Source organism: Bacillus sp. SJZ110, from assembly GCF_006715455.1.
In the GTDB taxonomy this organism is placed as follows: domain Bacteria; phylum Bacillota; class Bacilli; order Bacillales; family Bacillaceae; genus Bacillus; species Bacillus subtilis.
On the sequence record NZ_VFNF01000002.1, the window covers coordinates 34,452 to 57,698 of the forward strand.

Genomic DNA, 23,247 nt, shown 5'->3' on the forward strand with positions numbered 1-23,247 from the left:
AGGTACTAAAGATGGAAGGGAAAGAAAAGAACAAAAAAGGCATTATATAAGGTTTTTTTACTTGAATTGACAAGTTAAAATAATTCGCACTTGACCCATCGGAATTAGTGTAATATAGTAAATGAGAAAATTTGAAGGGAGAGTTTACCTGCTTTGGAGACTTTACTGGTTGTATTACATGTATTTATTTTATTTTTACTTATCTTAGGGCTCTTTGTTATGCAGAAAAAACATGTTTCCTTCTCTAAACGTGTATTTACTGCGCTGGGGCTGGGGATTGTATTCGGATTTGCGCTTCAGCTGATTTACGGCCCGACTTCAAATATAGTCATTCAAACAGCCGACTGGTTTAATATTGCCGGGGGCGGATATGTCAAATTGCTTCAGATGGTTGTCATGCCGCTCGTCTTTATTTCGATTCTCGGCGCATTTACAAAGCTGAAGCTGACAAAAAATCTTGGGAAAATCAGCGGTTTGATTATCGGGATTTTAGTAGCAACAACAGCTGTTGCTGCAGCTGTCGGTATCGCGTCCGCGCTTTCATTTGATCTGCAGGCGATTCAGGTTGACCAAGGAAGTACAGAGCTTTCACGGGGGCAGGAGCTTCAGCAGAAATCAGAGGATATGACAGCGAAAACGCTGCCGCAGCAGATTGTTGAACTGCTGCCTGGAAACCCGTTTTTAGATTTCACGGGAGCTAGACCGACTTCAACAATCGCTGTCGTTATTTTTGCCGCTTTCCTTGGAGTGGCATTCCTCGGAGTAAAACACAAACAGCCGGAACAGGCAGAAACATTTAAAAAACTGGTTGATGCCGTTTATGCCATTATCATGCGTGTTGTCACACTCATTTTGAGACTGACGCCTTATGGGGTGCTGGCCATCATGACAAAAACAATTGCCACGAGTGATCTTGACAGCATTCTAAAACTGGGCATGTTCGTGATTGCTTCATATGCCGCGTTAATCACTATGTTTATCATTCATTTGCTGCTGCTGACGTTCAGCGGCTTGAATCCGGTGATTTATTTGAAAAAAGCGGTGCCTGTACTTGTATTTGCATTTACGTCAAGGTCTAGCGCAGGTGCTTTACCGCTGAATATTAAAACACAGAGAAGCATGGGTGTACCGGAGGGAATCGCAAACTTTGCCGGTTCGTTCGGTCTTTCGATCGGCCAAAATGGATGTGCCGGCATTTATCCTGCGATGCTGGCGATGATGATTGCTCCGACTGTCGGCCAAAATCCATTTGACCCGGTGTTTATTATCACTGTTATCGCAGTCGTTGCCATCAGCTCCTTCGGTGTTGCCGGAGTCGGCGGCGGAGCGACATTCGCGGCGCTTCTTGTTTTATCATCATTAAACATGCCTGTCGCGCTTGCTGGTTTGTTAATCTCAATTGAACCGTTAATCGACATGGGGCGTACTGCTTTGAATGTCAGCGGAAGCATGACATCCGGTCTTATTACAAGTAAGGTCACAAAGGAAATTGATCAAGGGGCATTTCATGATCAATCCAGAGTGATTGAAGCTGAAGAAGCGTAACATATGAAAACGTGTAATCCGACAGGATTACACGTTAATAAGACCCATGAACCTTGTAATATAAAGGTTTCATGGGTTTCTTTTTCTCATTTTTGGGGAAGATCAGCCGGCATTGCTGATCAATGGATTGATTTAATTGAAATGAAAATTGCTTTTTTAACGAGTATTCATGGTATCTTGGAAGACGCCAACTAATCTGAGGCACACATAAAAGATTCCTGCTAGACGATGAGTATCCAAATCTAATTCAATCGTGCTTCATTGAATTAAAAAAGTTCATAATGAACCTCTTCGCATTATTTTTCTATTAACATTGAATACTTTCGATACACTTTATAGAAACTGGCCGCAAATAAAACAACCATAAGGGCGGGAAGCGACCTCAAAAGAGCAAATGGAGTTTCAAATAAAAATGCTTTCCAAAACCATTCACCTTTCATACTCCAAAGACCTTCAGTTAAATATAAACCTGAATCCTTATAGATCATATAAGAAAAAAACAAACACATGAAACCTAAACCAGAAGAATAATTCATCAATCTTTTATAATAATTACTCTTTGATTGGCGATCCGAGAAGATTTCATTTTGACCATCATCTTCTTTTTGCCAATATCGAATCCCACTAAGCCAAGGGCCATTTATATAATTCCAACCGAAGTCTTCATATATCGCTTTGTAATCTTTGAACTTTTTCTTTGGTAAAATATCTTGGTAATCCAGTCTGATCACATATCTCTTGTCGGTTTTTACGAAAGTGTATATTCCTAATCCACTAATATTTGTACAACGATAGCCTTTTTGTAATTGCTCATTCAGCCATTGTTCCTCTTTTTCAATATCAAAAAACATCTTAAATTTCTTCATTCGATTCACTTCCTTCGTACAAGGATAAAATATGCAATAACCTATCTTGTTCCATTTTTAAAATGGCGCTTCCTTCTTCAGTTATCATGTAAACTTTTCTCCGGCCTGACTCTCCAACAGGTTCAATCCAACCATGCTTATTCAAGTTTTCAATTGCACCGTATAATGTACCCGCTGCTAAAATAACAGTACCGTTACTTATCTTTTCTATCTTCTGCATTACGGCATAGCCATGGAGCGGCTCACGCAGAGCTAATAAAATATAATGCATGGTTTCAGACAATGGTAATAATTTGTGTTTCATATCTGCACCCTCTATTCAGTTCGACTATATAGTTCAACTTAATAATAATGTAATACAGTTCAACTGAATAGTCAATAGCATTTTACAACGCTCGAGTAAATTCTTAATGTTGAGTGTTGAAGCAAGAAACAAAATGAAAAGTATTCTGCCTTTTTCAGCTTTAGATGAGTAATGAATCAATAAAGATTGCTTCGGATAGAGTGGCAGCACAAACAAAAAAATCCTTCAAACGTTCTCATTGAACGAAAGAAGGATTTTTTTAGCTCATCAATTGTACTCCAAATAGGCGGAAAAATATAGAAAACAAGAAGTTTAGAAAAAAACACCTTAAAGGCAATATCTATTTGAGCCCTTATGCAATCCGACAGGATTACACGTTTTTTTAACGGCCGGGTTCTAAGTCCTCCAGCATTTCCATCATCGTGTTGTCGTCCATGACATTCATTGCGCTTTGTTCAAAATGGATGGGTTCAGCATAATGCGGCTGTCTTTTTTTCGCGGCTGTCTCAGTTTGCCTAGTTTGAGACTGTGTATGCTGATGCTGTGGTTGCTGCTGTTCTGCGTGCTGGTGCTGACGGCCATTTTGCCGCTGGCTTTGATGCTGCGAACGGTCCTGGTTATCACCGCTGCCGCCGCCAAATGCTTGTTTGACTATGTTTCCTACATTAGAAGCATCAAACGTGTTATTTTCTGAATTTCGTCTGTTCATTTGTCCTGTGATAAACCCGCTGATTCTGTGGCGGATCTGAGGTGATAATGCAGCAATAAGCATAGTTGATCCTATGATCAATGCTGTGGGGCTGATTCCTCTTCGCTGGTTGAACAACATGATCCCTCCTTTGCAATGTATTCATATTTTCCCCCTCATTAGACAAATTAACCGTTATATTTCCCGGGAAAGCATTTCCTCCAGATTTGCATGCATAATTAAAGCCAGTTAGAAAAACCTATACGTAAAGTGATAAAGGAGGAATTCACATGCTTGGAAAAAAACAAGTTCTTGCGTCTGTGCTTCTTATCCCTTTGCTTATGACTGGCTGCGGTGTGGCCGACCAAGGTGAGGGCAGACGTGATAATAATGATGTAAGAAATGTAAATTATCGAAATCCGGCCAATGACGATATGCGCAATGTAAACAACCGGGATAATGTTGACAACAATGTTACTGATAATGTCAATAACAATAACAATCGTGTAAATGACGATAATAACAACGACCGGAAACTCGAGGTTGCTGATGAAGCAGCTGATAAAGTAACAGACCTAAAAGAAGTAAAACATGCCGATGTCATTGTTGCTGGAAATCAAGCTTACGTTGCAGTCGTTTTAACTAATGGAAATAAAGGTGCAGTAGAAGACAATTTGAAGAAAAAAATAGCCAAAAAGGTAAGATCTACTGACAAAAACATTGATAATGTTTACGTTTCAGCTAACCCTGATTTTGTAGAGCGTATGCAAGGATATGGAAAGCGCATTCAAAATGGTGACCCAATCGCCGGATTATTTGATGAATTTACACAAACTGTACAGCGCGTATTCCCTAACGCTGAATAAATAAAAAAAGCCGCACAATTTGTGCGGCTTTTTCTTTGCGTTAATGACACACTGCGAACTCAGGCTGCATAGAGTAAAAATAAAAAGGTACAAGACGGACCGGCTCAGGGAGGGAGACGTTTGCGGGATGGCATAGGAAAGCGTGCGGCATCCGCTCTATTCCTGTGCGGAGTCCTTGTGATGCTGGCTGTAAGCTCAGCCATCGTATCAAGCGCGATGTATATCCTGTCTTTTCCAGGTCAGGCATCTGGAATAACAAAAGAACAAGTGACGAAGCACATGAAGAAAGAGTCATTCAAACAGGCCGATATTTATTACACTTCTAAGGAAAAGTCCTTACTGCCATTGACGAAAGAAACGCTTGAATATGCGGTCAGTATTAATCAGATTATGATTGGATATTCGAATCAAAAGCCTATTGACATTATTTTTTTTCCTAATGAAAAACAGATGGAGGCTTACTCCGGTTTATTGGATGTAGTCGGTTTTTATTCTGAGCGGGAGCAGTTGATTGGACTGTTGCCTGAAGAGAAAAAGAAACTGTTAGAAGGGGACGAGGTAGCGGTTTATTTGTACCAGAGATTGTTGATTCATGAATACTCGCACCATGCGTTTCATCAGAAATTGAAGGAGCTTGAGACGGATCCCGATGAGTTTCCGTTATGGTTTCATGAAGGGTTAAGCGAGTGGATTGCGAACTATGAATTGCTCATAGATCCGATCACGTTTTCTGTCGTGCCCTTTGACCGTTTGCAGACTGATCGAGACTGGCAGGAAGCCAGAGCCGAATATGACACTGATGTCTATTTGCAAAGCTTTTATATGATCGATGAGCTGACCGGCAAATATGGGAAAGACATTATTTCAGAAATGATTAAGGAAACAGCAAAAAAAGGGGACTTTGAAAAAGGGTTTAAATCAGCAACAAAGGAAAGTCTTGATCAATTTGAAAAAGATTTTAAGAAAAAATTCGAAAAAAACAGTGCGGCATTGGATAGTATCTATCCAATGCCTTTGTTATTAGTGAAGTCCTTGCTGACCCATTCCGCCTTGTGTCGGAGGTATTTGTCCTTGGGCAGGGGCGAATGAATTTCTCAGCTGTTCCATATCCTGCGCATCAAGCTGAGGAACCTGGTAATAGCCGTGTTTGTTTTGGTATAGGAAAATTTCAAATGCCATTTCAACATACTCCTGAATTTGCGCAGACAGTACGCGTCTTACGGCCGGATTTGTCATTTCCAGAGAAGCCATCGTCAGCATAGAAGCTTGTGCTTTAATCGCGCAAAGCATTTGTCGGCTGATGATGCTGTCATCAATATCATTCATGGATTGAACAGGTTTTTTAGGCTGTGACGGCTGCATGCCGTAAACAGTCTGATTGTCTTCCTTCATCATATAAGTTGCTGTTTTTTGTGAAGGTTCGCTTCCTGTTTTGAAGCATTCTGCAGTTATATTGTATTGAGATGTGATGAATTGATGTTGACGATCAAGGATGTTTAATAATTCTTGATCCTTACAGAATTGTCTCAGCATCATAAACTGATCAAGCACAGTAAGTGTTCCGGAAAGCACCTCATGCATATCAAACATTTCATGTCCGCCATGGTTTTTATGCGGTTTGCCAGGAATACCTTTGTTCATTTGGGATTGCTGCTGCTGATTGAACTGATCCAAACCGAATTCCTCCTTTTTTTTCAGATCAGCTGTATTTTGTGTCAGTCTGCCGCTTATTATGCAGAAGCCTGAAAGGAATTATATGCTGTCTGTCGAAATGATAGACAGACAAAGTCATTGTCATTATGTGTATATTAAGGGAGGAAATATGATGAGGCGTATTCTGCATATTGTGTTGATCACGGCATTGATGTTCTTAAATGTAATGTACACGTGCGAAGCTGTAAAAGCAGCTGAACCGCAGCAGCCTATATCAGTTGAGAAGGCAATACAGCAAAAAGAAGGACAGGCGCTTATCGAAGGATATGCAGTCGGCCAGGCTGTTTCCCCACTGCATTATAAGTTGACAAGTCCTTTTTCAAATGATTATAATGTCGCGCTGGCAGACCGTAAAAACGAGACATCGCCTGATCACATCCTTCCTGTGCAAATCCCCTCCGCCTTCAGAAGCCAATTTGGGCTGCAAACCAATCCGCTTCTTCTTGGGAAAAAGATAACGGTTCAAGGAAAGCTTGAAAATTACTTTAACACGACAGGACTTAAAAACGTTCAGTCGATGAACGTAACCGATGACACGAAAACTCCGCCGGCTGAACAGCCAGTGACCATAAATGAAGCACGGGGAAGGCTGAATGAAGAAGTAACGATAAAAGGGATCATTACAGCTGATCAAAACGCAATCGGAGGCGGGAAGCTGTCGACCTTTTTGCAAGATGAAACCGGAGGCATTAACATTTATTCGCCATCCCCTGAACAATTTCCCGAATTAAAAGAGGGTATGGATGTCACGGTGACAGGGAAAATCACGTCTTACCAGGGGCTGAAAGAAATCGTTCCAAGCTCATCAGGCATCAAAATCAACCAGTCAAATCAATCCCTCCCCGCCCCCAAACACTTAACAATCAATGAACTTATTAACGGCAGCCTAGGTGATCAGTATGAAGGACGCCTTGTGAAACTAACCGCTTTTGTTTCCTCAATTCCAAGTTCTCCTGCCGGCGGCGGTTACAATGTAACAATGATTGATGACGACCATCATGCAATGACGCTCCGGGTTATGAATGAAACAGGGGTGATAGACGAGCTTGATGAGGGCAAATGGTATGACTTTACCGGTGTGTTAAGCAGATACCAAACCTTTCAGCTGCTTCCGCGAAAATCGGCTGACCTGAAGCTGCTTGAAGAGCAGCCTGCACCTCCGTCTGCGGAGGGAGAATATGAAGGGATTGTTGACCGGGTCGTTGACGGCGATACCATTCATCTCAAATCTCCGGTGCTTGGCACGACAAAAATCCGGTTTGTAAATGTAGATACACCCGAAACATATCACACACCAAAAAATGACGCAGATGAAAATCAATTAAGATTTGGCAAAAAAGCATCTGACTATCTAAAAACGGTTCTGTCCCCAGGTGATAAAATTACTGTCAAGGTCGGAAGTGAAGCCAAGGACAGCTATGGCAGACTTCTCGGACAAGTCATAACCGAATCAGGATCAAACGTGAACTTAGAGCTTGTGAAAAATGGATATGCTCCGACGTATTTTATTTGGCCGGTTGACAATGAAGAGGATTACCAGCAGTTTCAGGCCGCAGTAGCCACTGCAAAAAAAGACCAAAAAGGAATCTGGAATGAAAACGATCCGCTCATGGAAATGCCGTTTGAATTCAGAGCCAGAGAGCAAAGGAAAGGCTTGACAAGATATGTAGGGGATTCGTCGAATAAAACATATGTGCAGCCAGCTGACTGGAAGAAGGTAGCTGTGGAAAACAGAATTTTCTTCGCTTCAGCAAGTGAAGCGGAGAGCGCGGGATATAAAAAAAGGCAAACGGCACCTCAAGAACATGTGCCGCTTAGAATTCTCAGCATGAATGATTTGCATGGCAAAATTGATCAGCAATATGAGCTTGATCTTGATGGAAATGGAACTGTAGACGGCACGTTTGGACGCATGGATTATGCCGCCGCATATTTAAAAGAAAAAAAGGCTGAAAAGAAAAACTCGCTGATTGTGCACGCAGGAGATATGATCGGCGGAAGCTCTCCAGTTTCCTCTCTTCTTCAGGATGAACCGACTGTAGAACTGATGGAGGACATCGGATTTGATGTCGGAACCGTGGGAAACCACGAATTTGATGAAGGCACGGATGAACTGCTGAGGATCTTAAATGGCGGTGATCATCCGAAAGGCACAAGCGGTTATGATGGACAGAACTTTCCCCTTGTATGTGCCAATTGTAAAATGAAATCAACTGGAGAGCCCTTTTTGCCGGCTTATGACATCATAAATGTGGAGGGCGTACCCGTTGCTTTTATCGGAGTTGTCACACAGTCGGCAGCTGGCATGGTTATGCCTGAAGGAATAAAAAATATCAAGTTTACAGATGAAGCAACAGCGGTGAATAAGGCGGCCAAAGAGCTGAAGAAAAAAGGCGTGAAGGCCATCGCGGTTCTCGCACATATGTCAGCTGAACAAAACGGCAACGCCATTACCGGTGAGTCCGCTGATCTTGCAAACAAAACAGATTCTGAAATTGACGTGATTTTTGCCGCGCATAATCATCAGGTTGTTAACGGTGAAGTGAATGGAAAACTGATTGTTCAAGCGTTTGAATATGGAAAAGCGATAGGTGTCGTTGATGTAGAGATCGATAAAACGACAAAAGACATTGTCAAAAAGTCCGCGGAAATCGTATATGTTGATCAAAGTAAAATCGAACCGGATGTCAGCGCGTCAGACATTTTAAAGAAATACGAAACAATTGCGGAACCGATTATCAGCGAGGTAGTCGGCGAAGCCGCTGTTGATATGGAAGGGGGGTATTCAAATGACGGCGATACACCTCTTGGAAACCTGATTGCGGATGGTATGAGAACTGCCATGAAAACGGATTTTGCCCTTATGAATGGCGGCGGCATACGTGAAGCTCTGAAGAAGGGCCCAATTACGTGGGGAGATCTTTACAATATTCAGCCATTTGGAAATGTGTTAACGAAGCTTGAGATTAAAGGAAAAGATTTAAGAGAGATTATCAATGCTCAAATCTCGCCGGTTTTTGGGCCTGACTACAGCATCAGCGGGTTTACGTATACGTGGGATAAAGAAACCGGAAAAGCAGTTGATTTAAAAATGGCAGATGGCACCGAGATCCAGCCCGATGCCACATATACATTGACTGTCAACAACTTTATGGCGACGGCGACAGGGACCAAATATCAGCCAATCGGACTGCTGGGAAAAAATCCGGTGACAGGGCCTGAGGATTTGGAAGCGACAGTTGAGTACGTGAAAAGTTTTGATGAGCCAATTGCGTATACAAAAGAGGGAAGAATTAAGCTTGCTGAAGCCAGTGATATTGAAGACCCTGTAACAGAAGACCCTATTACGGAAGAGCCTGGAGAGGAGGATCCGATTAAAGAGGATCCAAGGCCAGGTGAAGATTTGCCTGATATAAAAGAAACTCCGGGAACAGCACCGGTTCATCAGCTGCCGCCTTCAGCCATTTCGAGATTCAATGAAATACCAATCAACAACACAAAAAACGCTGATACTGCTAATAGCATCAGCACATTGCCGTTACGAAACGAGGGCGGGGAAAGCGGGTCTGAGCATCCGCTTCCAGATACATCAGCAAACTACTATAACTTTATGATAATCGGTGCGGCGGTGACATTGTCAGGAACTTATCTATATGTCAGAAGAAAAAGGAGCGCCTCCAGAACGTGAAAAAAATTATTCCACTATTCATCATTGCTGCCGGCCTAGTGATCGCAGGCTATGGAGGCTTTAAATTGATCGATACGAATATGAAAACGGAACAGACATTAAAAGAAGCAAAACTGGCGGCTGAAAAGCCGCAGGAACTTTTGGGGACGAAAAATAGCACAGATCAAGCAAAGAACAAAGCATCATTTAAGCCTGAGACCGGCCAAGCGAGCGGCATTTTGGAAATACCGAAAATCAATGCAGAGCTTCCGATCGTGGAGGGCACCGATGCTGATGATTTAGAAAAAGGTGTCGGGCATTACAAGGACAGCTATTATCCTGATGAAAACGGACAAATTGTGCTGTCGGGGCATCGGGATACCGTGTTTCGCCGGACGGGAGAGCTGAAAAAGGGGGATCGGCTCCGCATTCTCCTGTCATATGGAGAATTCAGATATGAAATTGTAAAAACAAAAATTGTCGATAAGGATGACACATCTATTATCACGCTCCAGCATGAAAAGGAAGAGCTGATTCTGACGACCTGTTATCCGTTTTCATACGTCGGAAATGCCCCGAAGCGCTATATTATATATGGAAAACGAGTGACTTAAAAAGCCGAGGCAGTGCCTGCGGCTTTTCTTCATGAAAAATATGTGTGGCAAAGGTTTTTCATATCAGCAGGGAAAGGGGCTTCAGCAACTATGAGCTCGTCTGTTATCGGATGAACCGCTTGTACTTTATTGGCGTGCAGTGCCTGCCTGTTTAGCAGCTTGCTCCCGCCTCCGTAAAGCGAGTCTCCTGTCAACGGATGGCCGAGGCTCGCCAGATGAACACGGATTTGGTGTGTTCTGCCTGTTTCCAGCTCTAATTCAACGAGTGACAGCCGTTCTTTCGCATTGCTGGCCATTACCTTGAAATGAGTGACAGCTGTTTGCCCGCCTGGTGAAACCCGGCGTCTTGTCGGGTGTGACCGGTCTCTGCCGATTGGTGAATTAATTGTCCCTTTTTTCGTCCGTAGCTTACCTTCAGCGATGGCGGTATACGTACGCTTCAGCGTCTTTTTCTCTAACTGCTGGTCTAAGATGGCGTGTGCCAAACGATGCTTGGCAAAAACGATAGCGCCAGATGTATCCTGATCAAGACGATGGACGTGGCGCACCTTACATGTTTCACCATTTATCTGATAATGATAAGCGATCAAATTAGCCAGTGTGCCGGTTTGCCCATCCTCATTCGGATGCGTCGCGATGCCAGCGGGTTTATTGACGATGAGCATATGATTGTCCTCATATAAAATATCAAGCTCGCCATACTCCGGAATGACCGAAGATGCTTCACTTTCCTGAAGATCAATGAACACACGGTCTCCCTTTTTTACAATCATATTGTTTAAGACGGATTCGTGATTGACCTTTATCTGTTGATGGGACATCCAGTCTTGTATCACTGGTTTAGAAGCTTTGAGCGCTGTTTTGAGTACGGAAAACAGCCATTGACCGTCCTGTTTTTCATTGATGAGGATCTCAAGCCCTCTGCCTTTTTGGTTCATGTTAAATGGCTCCTTTTCGAAGCGGAAGGCTGCTGTTTCTCATAGGAAACACTTACCTTAGCTTTCGCGTTTTTTTCTGTGCTATTCTTGAGTAAGACTTAGGATATTCGATGGCAAGAAAGGTGATTGACGTGAGAATTGTGAACGCAGCAACTGCAGAACAGGAGAGCTTTATCAAGGAGCTGTCTATGGAGCTGATCCATGATGTATTTCCTCTTTATTTCTCCGAACTGGACATTCAGCGCTTTAAAAAGAAAGGCGTTCTGTCTTTAAATAACCATTATTACCAAGGAACATTAAAAGAAGCATTTCAAATTATGGCTTGTCTGCAAATGATACATATTATCCTGACCAAGCCTTCGCCGCACTCTGATTTGAGTGATCAGGCGATTTTTGAAAAAAACAGCAAGATGCTGAATGATTTTGGGATTTATTTTCCGTTTGCTTTTTCTGACTTTCAAAAGAAGACTAACAAAGCCTTTTTCGGTCAAAGAAGGCTGATATAATCATGTGGCAAGAGCTTTTCTATTTTTAGAAAAGCTCTTTTTGTATCAGAGAAATCATATCATAAAACCTTTCCTCTAACTCCCTTTTTAAACGGCTCGTGTCTGAACATACTAATGATTGAAAGGGGTGCTGACAATGAGTTCAGTTAAAGATACAATGACAACGCAGGTGGCAACCGTTTCTCCGAATCAAACGATTCAGGAAGCGGCTTCTCTAATGAAACAGCATAACGTCGGGGCGATCCCCGTTGTAGAGCAAGGTGTTTTAAAAGGAATGCTGACTGACCGTGACATTGCATTAAGAACTACAGCTCAGGGCCGTGATGGCCAGACACCCGTTTCAGAAGTGATGTCAACAGAACTCGTATCAGGAAACCCTAATATGAGTCTGGAAGACGCGTCGCAGCTGATGGCCCAGCACCAAATCCGCCGCCTTCCTATTGTAGATCAAAACAATCTAGTCGGGATCGTTGCGCTTGGAGACCTGGCAGTCAATCAGATGTCGAACGAGTCTGCGGGATCAGCGCTGACAAACATTTCTCACCAAAACATTCATTAATAAGAAAGAGCTTGCAGTGTGCAGGCTCTTTCTTCACATAAAACCTTACTTTTTGAAAGCAGACTTGTTTCGGGGTATAGTTGAGTGTATACATATGTCTCAATTCGGACTAAAGGAGTTGTACCCAGTGATTAAAGCGTTAATTTTTGATTTTGACGGGCTTATTCTAGATACAGAAACACACGAATATGAGGTTCTTCAGGAAATATTTGAAGAGCACGGCTCAGTGCTGCCGCTATCTGTCTGGGGGAAGGTCATCGGAACTGCTGCGGGTTTCCGGCCATTTGACTATTTAGAAGAGCAGATCGGGAAAAAGCTGAACCATGAAGAGCTCACACAATTGAGAAGAGAGCGGTTCGCCAAACGCATGGAAACAGAAAAAGCGAGACCTGGTGTCGAAGCGTATTTGAATGCGGCAAAGGATTTAGGCTTAAAAATAGGCCTTGCCTCCAGCTCTGATTATAAATGGGTTTCCGGCCATTTGAAGCAAATCGGCCTGTTTGATGATTTTGAAGTTATTCAAACGGCTGATGATGTGGAAGAGGTGAAGCCGAATCCTGAACTCTATTTATTGGCGGCAAAGAACCTCGGGGTATCGCCAGCGGAATGTCTCGCGTTTGAGGATTCTGTCAATGGTTCGATTGCTGCGAAACGTGCAGGCATGAAGTGTGTCATTGTCCCGAATAAAGTAACGGGTACCTTGATGTTTGAAGACTATGATCACAGGCTTGAATCAATGGCGGAGATGGAGCTCGCCCTATTGCTTGATCATCTGAACTCACAAAACTAGAAAGGAGCGAGTAGGTTGTCTGAGAAATTAGATTTGACCCGGTTTGAAAAGAAAATGGTTATCCGCAATATCGAAGAGAAAGACATCGACAAGATTATCGATCTTCAAAAGGACTGCTTTCCAGGAATGGAGCCTTGGAAGCGGGAGCATTTAATCAGCCATTTGGAGCATTTTCCAGAAGGGCAGTTTTGTGCAGAATTCGAAGGTGAAATTATCGGTTCGTGCTCAAGTCTCCTGATTAACTTTGATGAATATGATGACCGTCATACATGGCAGGACATTACAGATGACGGTTATATCACCAACCATAATCCTGACGGCTTGAATATGTATGGAATTGAAGTCATGGTGGACCCGAAGTACAGACGAATGAAGATTGGCCACCGTTTGTACGAGGCGAGAAAGGACTTAGCCAGACGCTTAAACCTGAAAAGCATCATCATAGGCGGACGGATTCCAAACTATCACAAATATGCAGAGGAAATGACAGCGAGAGAGTATGTTGAACAGGTGACACGCCACCAAATTTACGATCCGGTTCTTTCTTTTCAGCTGATGAACGGCTTTACCCTTATGCGAATTAACCCGAACTATCTCCCGGATGATACAGCTTCGATCAAGTATGCGACGCTGATGGAATGGAATAATGTGGATTATCTACCGCAGCAGACAAAACGCTATTATAAATCGGCGTTCCCTGTTAGAATTTGTGTGATCCAATACGAAATGAAGAAAATTTATTCCTTTGAGGAATTTGCGAATCAAGTAGAATACTATGTCGATGTTGCTTCCGACGCAAGATCTGATTTTGCGGTGTTCCCGGAAATTTTTACAACCCAGCTGATGTCCTTCCTTGAGGAACGGTCACCGAGCTTGGCGGTGCAGAGAATTACCGAGTATACAGAAGATTACATCAGCCTGTTTACTGACTTGGCTGTGAAGTATAACGTCAACATTATCGGCGGATCTCATTTCGTCGAAGAGGAAGGCAAGATCTATAATATCGCTTACCTGTTCAGACGGGACGGAACGATCGAGAAGCAATACAAACTCCATATTACGCCGAATGAACGCAAATGGTGGGGGATCAGCGCAGGAGACCAAGTTCGCGTGTTTGATACGGACTGCGGGAAAATCGCGATCCAGATCTGTTATGACATTGAATTTCCTGAGCTTGCCCGGATTGCGGCTGATAAAGGAGCCAAAATCATCTTTACGCCATTTTGTACAGAAGACCGTCAAGGCTATCTGCGTGTCAGATACTGTTCGCAGGCTAGAGCGGTTGAAAATCAAATTTATACGGTTATCTCTGGAACGGTCGGAAACCTTCCGCAAACGGAAAACATGGATATCCAATACGCCCAGTCAGGCATCTTTGCCCCGTCTGATTTTGAATTCGCTCGTGACGGCATTGTCGGCGAAACAAACCCGAATATTGAAATGGTCGTCATCGGCGATGTTGACCTGGAAATTCTCAGAAGACAGCGCCAAAACGGTACAGTGCGCCAGCTAAAAGACAGACGGCGTGATATTTATCATATTCAATATAAAAAATAATTCCCAAAAAACCCGCCTGAATTGGCGGGTTTTTTAAAACAAAAGCGTAATTGTTTAGGTGCTATCTTTAAAATAAAAGTAGGTATAGTGGAGGTGCCTTATGGAGTTTCTGTATTTTCGCCATTTCCTATATCATACAGAAAACGGCTAGGCTTCACATTGCTATTGCAATGGCTGTCCAAGTTGTTTCGAGTGCGACCTTTATCAGTACGATGATAAGCATTGTCACTTTGCCTGTTTTGCTTTGGAAGCTGCATCCTCTTTCTTCTTGAGAAAGGGGATGTTTTATTATTTACGCGGTTTATTGACTCTGACCCGGTCTGGCTTTATATTGAAGGCAGGGAAATCATCACCAAGACATCACATAAAGAGAAGGTCTGTTTCAATTGAATTGGCATTATAGGGAACGCTAATGAAATGGAGATGATGGGGATGGAAAACATTCAGCAAAATCAGGGATTAAAGCAAAAAGATGAGCAATTTGTGTGGCATGCCATGAAGGGAGCGCATCAAGCGGACAGCCTGATAGCCCAGAAGGCTGAGGGGGCCTGGGTAACCGACATAGACGGACGCCGCTATTTGGATGCGATGTCCGGTTTGTGGTGCGTCAACATTGGTTACGGCAGAAAGGAGCTTGCGGAGGCTGCCTATGAGCAACTAAAGGAGCTGCCTTACTACCCGTTAACGCAAAGTCACGCACCCGCAATTCAACTGGCGGAAAAGCTGAATGAATGGCTTGGCGGCGATTATGTTATCTTTTTTTCCAACAGCGGATCGGAAGCAAACGAAACTGCTTTTAAAATTGCCCGCCAGTACCATCTGCAAAACGGCGACCACAGCCGTTATAAATTCATCTCAAGATATCGGGCATACCACGGCAATACATTGGGAGCGCTCTCAGCTACCGGACAGGCGCAGCGGAAATATAAATACGAGCCTTTGAGCCAAGGGTTCCTGCATGCAGCTCCGCCAGATATATACCGGAATCCTGATGATGCAGACACGCTTGAAAGCGCAAATGAAATCGACCGCATCATGACATGGGAATTAAGCGAAACGATTGCCGGGGTCATTATGGAGCCCATCATTACAGGCGGAGGCATCCTAATGCCGCCGGACGGATATATGAAGAAGGTGGAGGACATTTGCCGGCGCCACGGAGCCCTTTTGATTTGCGATGAAGTGATCTGCGGGTTTGGACGGACAGGCGAGCCGTTCGGGTTTATGCACTACGGTGTGAAGCCTGATATCATTACGATGGCAAAGGGAATCACAAGCGCGTATCTGCCATTGTCAGCGACTGCTGTGAAACGGGACATTTTCGAAGCGTATCAGGGGGAAGCTCCTTATGACCGTTTCCGCCACGTAAACACGTTCGGCGGAAGCCCGGCTGCCTGTGCTTTGGCGTTGAAAAACCTGCAAATTATGGAGGACGAACAGTTGATTCAGCGATCCCGCGATCTTGGAGCAAAGCTTTTAGGTGAGCTTCAAGCTCTGAGAGAACACCCGGCAGTCGGGGATGTTAGAGGAAAAGGGCTGCTGATCGGAATCGAACTCGTCAAAGACAAATTGACTAAAGAGCCGGCTGATGCCGCCAAAGTAAACCAAGTGGTTGCGGCGTGCAAAGAAAAAGGGCTGATCATCGGCAAAAACGGCGATACAGTCGCCGGCTACAACAACGTCATCCAGCTTGCGCCGCCATTTTGCCTGACAGAAGAGGACCTTTCCTTTATCGTGAAAACGGTGAAAGAAAGCTTTCAAACGATATAATATAAAAGTGAATTATTAAAGGAGCACATGATGAGTTTTCACAACCAGCCGATCTTACCGGCTATTCGCAATATGAAGCAATTTGATGAGTTTTTGAACAGTTCGTTCTCTTACGGTGTTATTCTTGATATTCATCTCGGCCAGCTGAAGGGCGTGATCAAAGAAGCGCAAAAGCACGGAAAGAACATGATGGTGCACGTCGATCTCATTCAAGGGATTAAGCATGACGAATACGGTGCGGAATTTATATGCCAGGATATCAAGCCCGCTGGGATTATTTCCACAAGATCGAACGTGATTGCCAAAGCGAAGCAGAAGAAAATTTATGCCATTCAGCGCCTGTTTTTGCTTGATACAAGCGCGATGGAGAAAAGCATGGAGTTTATCGGCAAGCATAAGCCTGACTTCATCGAAGTGCTTCCCGGCATCGTTCCGTCACTCATTCAGGAAATAAAAGAGAAAACAGGGATTCCCATCTTTGCCGGGGGTTTCATCCGTACGGAAGAGGATGTAGAGCAGGCATTGAAAGCGGGGGCTGTAGCTGTCACAACGTCTAATACTAAATTGTGGAAAAAATATGAAAACTTTTTGACAGAAAGTGATTGACACCGCTTTCATGCACTGATACAATTGCACTAGGTTAATACATTGTGATGGAGAACTCGGAGACCACAGCAGCTCTTTACGGCAAATGTTTATGCACCCGTAAAGCGGTTTGTTGTGGTTTTTTTATTCTCTTTTTCTCTATCATGCTTTTTAATCGTGACTTTAGGAGGAATGTGCTATGACAGCATTTTGGGGAGAAGTCATCGGTACGATGCTGCTTATCATTTTTGGTGCAGGTGTTTGTGCAGGTGTCAATTTAAAGAAATCGCTTTCATTCCAGTCTGGCTGGATTGTTGTTGTATTTGGATGGGGATTGGGTGTTGCCATGGCGGCATACGCGGTTGGCGGCATCAGCGGTGCCCATTTGAATCCGGCGCTAACGATAGCGCTTGCATTTGTAGGAGATTTTCCTTGGAAAGAGGTTCCGGTTTATATTGCGGCGCAAATGATCGGAGCGATCATCGGTGCGGTGATTATTTACCTGCATTACCTCCCGCACTGGAAGTCAACGGATGATCCCGCTGCCAAGCTGGGTGTTTTCTCAACAGGGCCCAGCATTCCGCATACATTTGCAAACGTTTTAAGCGAAGTGATTGGGACATTTGTCCTTGTACTTGGAATCTTGGCCATTGGGGCAAATCAATTTACAGAAGGACTTAATCCTTTAATCGTCGGTTTCCTCATTGTAGCAATCGGTATTTCTCTGGGAGGCACCACCGGCTATGCTATCAATCCTGCACGTGACTTAGGTCCGCGGATAGCCCACGCTTTTCTTCCGATTCCGGGGAAGGGCTCATCAAACTGGAAATACGCATGGGTTCCGGTAGTCGGCCCGATTTTAGGCGGATCATTCGGCGGCGTATTTTACAACGCTGCATTTAAAGGGCACATCACAAGCAGCTTCTGGATTGTAAGCGTTATATTGGTTGTGGTATTGTTAGGACTCTATGTTTATACGAAATCACATTCTGCTAAAACATTATCAAATTCTAAATATATTTAATCAAAGGGGAGACATCTTATGGAAACGTACATTTTATCCTTAGATCAGGGGACGACAAGTTCAAGAGCGATTCTGTTTAATAAAGAAGGCAAAATTGTCCACTCTGCTCAAAAGGAATTTACACAATACTTCCCGAATCCTGGCTGGGTTGAGCATAATGCCAATGAAATTTGGGGCTCTGTCCTCGCGGTTATCGCCTCAGTCATCTCTGAATCAGGAATCAGCGCTTCTCAAATTGCCGGCATCGGCATCACGAACCAGCGCGAGACGACGGTTGTGTGGGATAAAGATACAGGAAGTCCTGTCTATAATGCAATCGTTTGGCAGTCCAGACAGACGTCCGGCATTTGTGAGGAACTTCGTGAAAAAGGATATAATGATAAATTCAGAGAAAAAACTGGGCTTTTAATCGATCCATACTTCTCCGGCACGAAGGTGAAGTGGATTTTAGACAATGTGGAAGGCGCAAGAGAAAAAGCGGAAAAAGGCGAGCTGCTGTTTGGAACGATTGATACGTGGCTCATTTGGAAAATGTCAGGCGGAAAAGCGCATGTGACCGATTACTCCAATGCCTCAAGAACACTGATGTTTAATATTTACGATTTAAAATGGGACGATGAACTGCTCGACATTCTAGGCGTACCGAAATCCATGCTCCCTGAAGTGAAGCCGTCCTCTCATGTGTATGCGGAGACTGTTGATTATCACTTCTTCGGAAAAAATATCCCGATTGCTGGAGCGGCAGGCGACCAGCAGTCCGCATTGTTCGGCCAGGCATGCTTTGAAGAAGGCATGGGGAAAAACACTTACGGCACAGGATGTTTCATGCTGATGAATACCGGGGAAAAAGCAATTAAGTCCGAACATGGGCTTTTGACAACAATCGCTTGGGGCATTGACGGAAAAGTGAACTATGCGTTAGAAGGAAGCATTTTTGTCGCAGGCTCTGCCATCCAGTGGCTTAGAGACGGTTTGAGAATGTTCCAGGATTCATCGCTAAGCGAATCTTATGCAGAAAAAGTGGATTCAACTGACGGCGTGTATGTTGTTCCAGCATTTGTCGGACTGGGTACGCCTTACTGGGACAGCGATGTGCGCGGTTCGGTTTTCGGCCTGACAAGAGGGACAACAAAAGAGCACTTTATCCGTGCGACACTGGAGTCATTGGCTTATCAGACAAAAGATGTGCTTGACGCAATGGAAGCAGATTCAAACATTTCATTAAAGACGCTTCGTGTAGACGGAGGAGCTGTAAAAAACAATTTCCTAATGCAGTTCCAAGGAGACCTGTTGAATGTTCCTGTGGAGCGCCCGGAAATTAATGAAACGACTGCACTTGGCGCGGCTTATTTGGCAGGTATCGCTGTGGGATTCTGGAAGGACCGTTCTGAAATCGCGAACCAGTGGAATCTGGATAAACGGTTTGAACCTGAATTAGAAGAAGAAAAACGAAATGAGCTGTATAAAGGCTGGCAAAAAGCCGTAAAAGCAGCTATGGCTTTTAAATAAAGTAATACTATGGTATAATGGTTACAAGTTAATAAGAACGGTCCTGAGATGAGGAGAGACCACAGCACCAAAGTGTAAGCATGCACTTTGGCTGTTGTGGTCTCTTTTTCTATTTACCGTGACAACAAGGAGGAAACGTAATGATGAAACATCAATTTTCAAGTCTTGAAAGAGATCGCATGCTGACAGACATGACGAAAAAAACATATGACCTATTTATTATCGGAGGAGGAATTACAGGAGCCGGAACAGCTCTTGACGCGGCATCAAGGGGAATGAAGGTCGCACTAAGCGAAATGCAGGACTTTGCGGCGGGAACATCAAGCCGATCAACGAAGCTGGTACATGGCGGCTTGCGCTATTTAAAACAATTTGAAGTGAAAATGGTCGCTGAGGTAGGAAAAGAGCGGGCGATTGTGTATGAAAACGGCCCGCATGTCACTACACCGGAATGGATGCTGCTTCCGTTTCATAAAGGCGGCACATTCGGTTCGTTTACAACATCTATCGGGTTAAGGGTTTATGACTTCCTTGCAGGTGTGAAAAAGTCAGAACGAAGAAGCATGCTTTCAGCAAAAGAAACGCTGCAAAAAGAGCCTTTGGTGAAAAAAGACGGCTTAAAAGGCGGCGGGTACTATGTGGAATACCGCACTGACGATGCGAGACTGACCATCGAAGTCATGAAGGAAGCGGTGAAATTCGGGGCAGAGCCTGTGAATTACTCCAAAGTGAAGGAGCTTCTTTACGAAAAAGGCAAAGCCGTCGGCGTATTAATTGAAGATGTGCTGACAAAGAAAGAATATAAAGTGTATGCGAAAAAAATTGTCAATGCTACAGGCCCTTGGGTCGATCAGCTCAGAGAAAAAGACCATTCGAAAAACGGAAAGCATTTGCAGCATACAAAAGGCATTCACCTTGTATTTGACCAGTCTGTCTTTCCGCTGAAACAGGCTGTATATTTCGATACACCTGATGGCCGGATGGTATTTGCGATTCCTCGTGAAGGCAAAACATACGTGGGAACAACAGACACTGTTTACAAAGAGGCGCTGGAGCATCCGCGGATGACAACGGAGGATCGTGATTATGTCATCAAATCAATCAATTACATGTTCCCGGAACTGAATATTACTGCGAATGACATCGAATCCAGCTGGGCGGGGCTGCGTCCGCTGATTCATGAAGAAGGCAAAGATCCTTCTGAAATTTCACGGAAAGACGAGATTTGGACATCTGACTCAGGCCTGATCACCATTGCCGGCGGAAAACTGACTGGATACAGAAAAATGGCGGAGCACATCGTTGATCTTGTCCGTGATCGCTTAAAAGAAGAGGGCGAAAAGGATTTTGGACCATGTAAAACGAAAAACATGCCAATCTCTGGCGGGCACGTCGGCGGTTCAAAAAATCTTATGTCCTTCGTTACCGCGAAAACAAAAGAAGGAATTGCAGCCGGTTTATCAGAAAAAGACGCAAAACAGCTTGCGATCAGATACGGCTCTAACGTAGATCGTGTCTTTGACCGGGTAGAAGCGCTGAAAGATGAGGCCGCGAAACGCAACATTCCGGTTCATATTCTTGCTGAGGCAGAATACAGTATAGAAGAAGAGATGACTGCAACCCCTGCTGACTTCTTTGTCCGCAGAACGGGACGTTTATTTTTTGATATCAATTGGGTAAGAACATATAAAGATGCCGTTATTGATTTTATGAGCGAGCGATTCCAATGGGATGAGCAGGCGAAAAACAAACATACAGAAAACCTCAACAAGCTTTTACACGATGCGGTCGTACCGCTTGAGCAATAAATCATAACGGGCTGTCTGCAGCCCGTTATTTCTTTTTACGTGCCGAAAGGGCCAGATCTCAGGTTATCAAGTGACAGAGGCACCCGCTTCATATAAAATAATGGCATAAGCTGATACATAGGAGGACGAATATGACTTGGAGAAAGAGCTATGAACGCTGGAAACAGACAGAACATTTAGATCCGGAATTAAAAGAGCGCCTTATTGAATTAGAGGGAGATGAACAGGCCCTTGAGGACTGTTTCTATAAAGACCTTGAATTCGGTACCGGCGGAATGCGCGGGGAAATCGGCGCCGGGACAAATCGGATGAATATTTACACTGTGCGCAAAGCATCGGCCGGGTTTGCGGCATACATCTCGAAGCAAGGTGAGGAAGCGGAAAAACGGGGCGTTGTCATTGCTTATGATTCCCGCCATAAATCTCCGGAGTTCGCGATGGAAGCGGCAAAAACACTTGCGACACAAGGCATTCAAACATACGTGTTTGATGAGCTTCGCCCGACGCCAGAGCTGTCATTCGCTGTCAGACAGCTGAACGCTTATGGGGGAATTGTGGTAACGGCAAGCCATAACCCGCCTGAATATAACGGCTACAAAGTATACGGGGATGATGGCGGCCAGCTGCCTCCAAAGGAAGCGGACATCGTCATTGAGCAGGTAAACGCGATTGAAAATGAGCTGACGATCACAGTGGACGAAGAAAATAAGTTAAAAGAAAAAGGCTTAATCAAAATCATCGGTGAAGATATTGATAAAGTTTATACAGAAAAACTGACGTCGATTTCTGTACATCCTGAATTATCGGAAGAAGTAGATGTAAAGGTTGTTTTCACACCGCTGCATGGAACTGCAAATAAACCGGCCAGACGCGGACTTGAAGCACTCGGCTACAAAAATGTAACGGTTGTCAAAGAACAGGAACTGCCGGATTCAAACTTCTCCACTGTTACATCGCCAAACCCCGAAGAGCATGCGGCATTCGAATATGCCATTAAGCTTGGGGAGGAGCAGAATGCAGATATTCTCATCGCGACAGATCCTGATGCTGACCGCCTCGGCATCGCGGTGAAAAACGATCAAGGCAAATATACAGTGCTGACAGGAAACCAAACCGGAGCGCTGCTGCTTCATTACCTGCTTTCTGAAAAGAAAAAACAAGGCATCCTTCCTGATAATGGTGTTGTTCTCAAAACGATCGTCACAAGCGAAATCGGCCGTGCTGTAGCTTCTTCATTCGGCCTTGATACGATTGATACGCTGACAGGCTTTAAGTTTATCGGTGAAAAGATTAAGGAATACGAGGCATCAGGCCAGTATACCTTCCAATTCGGTTATGAAGAGAGCTACGGTTATTTAATCGGGGATTTTGCCCGCGATAAGGACGCCATTCAGGCTGCGCTTTTGGCAGTTGAAGTTTGCGCGTTCTATAAAAAACAGGGAATGTCATTGTATGAGGCGCTCATCAATCTCTTTAACGAATATGGTTTTTATCGTGAAGGGCTGAAATCCCTGACGCTGAAAGGCAAACAAGGAGCAGAGCAAATTGAAGCGATTCTTGCTTCCTTCAGACAAAATCCGCCGCAGAAAATGGCGGGCAAACAGGTTGTCACAGCAGAAGATTACGCTGTAAGCAAACGGACGCTTCTGACTGAAAACAAAGAAGAAGCTATCGACTTGCCAAAATCAAATGTCCTGAAATACTTCCTGGAAGACGGGTCTTGGTTCTGTCTTCGTCCTTCTGGAACTGAGCCGAAGGTTAAATTTTATTTCGCCGTAAAAGGGTCATCTTTGGAAGACAGTGAAAAGCGACTTGCCGTCCTTTCTGAAGATGTAATGAAGACGGTTGATGAAATTGTTGAGTCGACGGCAAAATAATTCAAGTATGAGCTGGGTCATTGTAAATGATCCAGCTTTTTCTTTTTCTCATCCAAAAGTC

20 protein-coding genes and 2 pseudogenes are annotated in these 23,247 nt (G+C 44.1%); 17 read left to right on the top strand and 5 right to left on the bottom strand.

All coding sequences use genetic code 11. The annotated features are described in order from the left end of the window. Positions 1-153: 153 nt before the first annotated feature. Both tcyP and FB592_RS21050 read left to right on the top strand, forming a co-directional pair. Entirely contained in the window at positions 154-1,545 is a 1,392-nt protein-coding gene (gene tcyP / locus FB592_RS05710) for an L-cystine transporter TcyP (RefSeq protein ID WP_141949371.1), read from the top strand. 90 nt (positions 1,546-1,635) lie between these two features. Continuing rightward, a pseudogene (locus FB592_RS21050) lies at positions 1,636-1,737 on the top strand (hypothetical protein); the annotation flags it as partial. Between the two features lie 104 nt (positions 1,738-1,841). Here the strand turns inward: FB592_RS21050 and FB592_RS05720 are convergent. The 3 genes from FB592_RS05720 to FB592_RS05730 all read right to left on the bottom strand — a co-directional run bounded on the left by FB592_RS05720 (position 1,842) and on the right by FB592_RS05730 (position 3,544). Continuing rightward, positions 1,842-2,411, bottom strand: a complete 570-nt coding sequence (locus FB592_RS05720; RefSeq protein ID WP_041851042.1) for a DUF2812 domain-containing protein — start codon at positions 2,409-2,411, stop codon at positions 1,842-1,844. Further along, positions 2,398-2,715 (bottom strand): PadR family transcriptional regulator, encoded by a 318-nt coding sequence (locus FB592_RS05725; protein WP_021479686.1) that lies wholly within the window; start codon positions 2,713-2,715, stop codon positions 2,398-2,400. Before FB592_RS05725 ends, FB592_RS05720 begins: the two co-directional genes overlap by 14 nt. Positions 2,716-3,097: 382 nt before the next feature. Then, positions 3,098-3,544 carry a hypothetical protein gene (locus tag FB592_RS05730; RefSeq protein ID WP_021479685.1) on the bottom strand — a complete coding sequence of 149 codons (447 nt, stop codon included), beginning with the start codon at positions 3,542-3,544 and terminating at the stop codon, positions 3,098-3,100. A 149-nt stretch (positions 3,545-3,693) separates the two neighbouring features. Here FB592_RS05730 and FB592_RS05735 point away from each other — a divergent pair, with 149 nt between their 5' ends. Together FB592_RS05735 and FB592_RS05740 are read left to right on the top strand one after the other, a co-directional pair. Then, entirely contained in the window at positions 3,694-4,269 is a 576-nt protein-coding gene (locus tag FB592_RS05735) for a YhcN/YlaJ family sporulation lipoprotein (protein WP_038829230.1), read from the top strand. 120 nt (positions 4,270-4,389) lie between these two features. Next, complete coding sequence (locus tag FB592_RS05740; RefSeq protein ID WP_141949372.1) at positions 4,390-5,358, top strand: hypothetical protein; 969 nt, start codon at positions 4,390-4,392, stop codon at positions 5,356-5,358. Here the strand turns inward: FB592_RS05740 and FB592_RS05745 are convergent. Continuing rightward, a complete protein-coding gene (locus tag FB592_RS05745) occupies positions 5,290-5,943 on the bottom strand; it encodes a spore coat protein (protein WP_120027925.1) in 654 nt (217 codons plus the stop codon). The two genes, FB592_RS05740 and FB592_RS05745, sit on opposite strands and share 69 nt — an antisense overlap. Before the next feature lie 151 nt (positions 5,944-6,094). On the opposite strand from FB592_RS05745, the gene yhcR reads away from it, so the two are divergent. Then, the gene (yhcR, locus tag FB592_RS05750) at positions 6,095-9,670 is read left to right on the top strand and encodes a sortase-dependent nonspecific endonuclease YhcR (protein ID WP_483861882.1); all 3,576 of its coding nucleotides are present in this window, start codon (positions 6,095-6,097) and stop codon (positions 9,668-9,670) included. Next, positions 9,667-10,263 carry a sortase SrtA gene (srtA, locus tag FB592_RS05755; protein ID WP_141949374.1) on the top strand — a complete coding sequence of 199 codons (597 nt, stop codon included), beginning with the start codon at positions 9,667-9,669 and terminating at the stop codon, positions 10,261-10,263. The genes yhcR and srtA overlap by 4 nt, the downstream gene beginning before the upstream one ends. 29 nt (positions 10,264-10,292) lie before the next feature. Here the strand turns inward: srtA and FB592_RS05760 are convergent, their stop codons facing one another. Further along, positions 10,293-11,201 (bottom strand): RluA family pseudouridine synthase, encoded by a 909-nt coding sequence (locus FB592_RS05760; protein ID WP_124048251.1) that lies wholly within the window; start codon positions 11,199-11,201, stop codon positions 10,293-10,295. A 110-nt stretch (positions 11,202-11,311) separates the two neighbouring features. On the opposite strand from FB592_RS05760, the gene FB592_RS05765 reads away from it, so the two are divergent. From FB592_RS05765 to FB592_RS05810, 11 genes and pseudogenes are all read left to right on the top strand, one after another. Further along, a complete protein-coding gene (locus FB592_RS05765; protein ID WP_003233401.1) occupies positions 11,312-11,707 on the top strand; it encodes a YhcU family protein in 396 nt (131 codons plus the stop codon). Between the two features lie 136 nt (positions 11,708-11,843). Continuing rightward, positions 11,844-12,266, top strand: coding sequence for a CBS domain-containing protein (locus FB592_RS05770; protein WP_003245462.1), 423 nt, complete (start codon positions 11,844-11,846; stop codon positions 12,264-12,266). Positions 12,267-12,393: 127 nt separating this feature from the next. Further along, positions 12,394-13,056, top strand: a complete 663-nt coding sequence (locus FB592_RS05775; RefSeq protein ID WP_003233396.1) for an HAD family hydrolase — start codon at positions 12,394-12,396, stop codon at positions 13,054-13,056. Between the two features lie 15 nt (positions 13,057-13,071). Continuing rightward, entirely contained in the window at positions 13,072-14,613 is a 1,542-nt protein-coding gene (locus tag FB592_RS05780) for a bifunctional GNAT family N-acetyltransferase/carbon-nitrogen hydrolase family protein (protein ID WP_032725279.1), read from the top strand. A gap of 170 nt (positions 14,614-14,783) precedes the next feature. Next, positions 14,784-14,885, top strand: a pseudogene (locus FB592_RS21275) (AEC family transporter); the annotation flags it as partial. 145 nt (positions 14,886-15,030) lie between these two features. Further along, positions 15,031-16,383 carry an aspartate aminotransferase family protein gene (locus tag FB592_RS05785; RefSeq protein WP_003233390.1) on the top strand — a complete coding sequence of 451 codons (1,353 nt, stop codon included), beginning with the start codon at positions 15,031-15,033 and terminating at the stop codon, positions 16,381-16,383. 27 nt (positions 16,384-16,410) lie between these two features. Then, positions 16,411-16,989 (top strand): glycerol uptake operon antiterminator GlpP, encoded by a 579-nt coding sequence (glpP, locus tag FB592_RS05790; protein ID WP_003233388.1) that lies wholly within the window; start codon positions 16,411-16,413, stop codon positions 16,987-16,989. Between the two features lie 178 nt (positions 16,990-17,167). Beyond that, positions 17,168-17,992, top strand: a complete 825-nt coding sequence (glpF, locus tag FB592_RS05795; protein WP_003233386.1) for a glycerol uptake facilitator protein GlpF — start codon at positions 17,168-17,170, stop codon at positions 17,990-17,992. 18 nt (positions 17,993-18,010) lie between these two features. Beyond that, positions 18,011-19,501 carry a glycerol kinase GlpK gene (gene glpK, locus FB592_RS05800; protein WP_038829241.1) on the top strand — a complete coding sequence of 497 codons (1,491 nt, stop codon included), beginning with the start codon at positions 18,011-18,013 and terminating at the stop codon, positions 19,499-19,501. A 140-nt stretch (positions 19,502-19,641) separates the two neighbouring features. Then, complete coding sequence (gene glpD, locus FB592_RS05805; protein WP_021479678.1) at positions 19,642-21,309, top strand: glycerol-3-phosphate dehydrogenase; 1,668 nt, start codon at positions 19,642-19,644, stop codon at positions 21,307-21,309. A gap of 131 nt (positions 21,310-21,440) precedes the next feature. Further along, the gene (locus FB592_RS05810) at positions 21,441-23,186 is read left to right on the top strand and encodes a phospho-sugar mutase (protein WP_141949375.1); all 1,746 of its coding nucleotides are present in this window, start codon (positions 21,441-21,443) and stop codon (positions 23,184-23,186) included. Positions 23,187-23,247 lie beyond the last annotated feature (61 nt).

Excerpts from the sequence above, each read along its gene's own strand:
- FB592_RS05720 (WP_041851042.1), bottom strand. The coding sequence starts at position 2,411 with ATGAAGAAATTTAAGATGTTTTTTGATATTGAAAAAGAGGAACAATGG.
- FB592_RS05725 (WP_021479686.1), bottom strand. The coding sequence starts at position 2,715 with ATGAAACACAAATTATTACCATTGTCTGAAACCATGCATTATATTTTA.
- FB592_RS05730 (WP_021479685.1), bottom strand. The coding sequence starts at position 3,544 with ATGTTGTTCAACCAGCGAAGAGGAATCAGCCCCACAGCATTGATCATA.
- FB592_RS05735 (WP_038829230.1), top strand. The coding sequence starts at position 3,694 with ATGCTTGGAAAAAAACAAGTTCTTGCGTCTGTGCTTCTTATCCCTTTG.
- yhcR (WP_483861882.1), top strand. The coding sequence starts at position 6,095 with ATGAGGCGTATTCTGCATATTGTGTTGATCACGGCATTGATGTTCTTA.
- FB592_RS05760 (WP_124048251.1), bottom strand. The coding sequence starts at position 11,201 with ATGAACCAAAAAGGCAGAGGGCTTGAGATCCTCATCAATGAAAAACAG.
- FB592_RS05765 (WP_003233401.1), top strand. The coding sequence starts at position 11,312 with ATGGCAAGAAAGGTGATTGACGTGAGAATTGTGAACGCAGCAACTGCA.
- FB592_RS05770 (WP_003245462.1), top strand. The coding sequence starts at position 11,844 with ATGAGTTCAGTTAAAGATACAATGACAACGCAGGTGGCAACCGTTTCT.
- FB592_RS05785 (WP_003233390.1), top strand. The coding sequence starts at position 15,031 with ATGGAGATGATGGGGATGGAAAACATTCAGCAAAATCAGGGATTAAAG.
- glpP (WP_003233388.1), top strand. The coding sequence starts at position 16,411 with ATGATGAGTTTTCACAACCAGCCGATCTTACCGGCTATTCGCAATATG.
- glpF (WP_003233386.1), top strand. The coding sequence starts at position 17,168 with ATGACAGCATTTTGGGGAGAAGTCATCGGTACGATGCTGCTTATCATT.
- glpK (WP_038829241.1), top strand. The coding sequence starts at position 18,011 with ATGGAAACGTACATTTTATCCTTAGATCAGGGGACGACAAGTTCAAGA.
- glpD (WP_021479678.1), top strand. The coding sequence starts at position 19,642 with ATGATGAAACATCAATTTTCAAGTCTTGAAAGAGATCGCATGCTGACA.
- FB592_RS05810 (WP_141949375.1), top strand. The coding sequence starts at position 21,441 with ATGACTTGGAGAAAGAGCTATGAACGCTGGAAACAGACAGAACATTTA.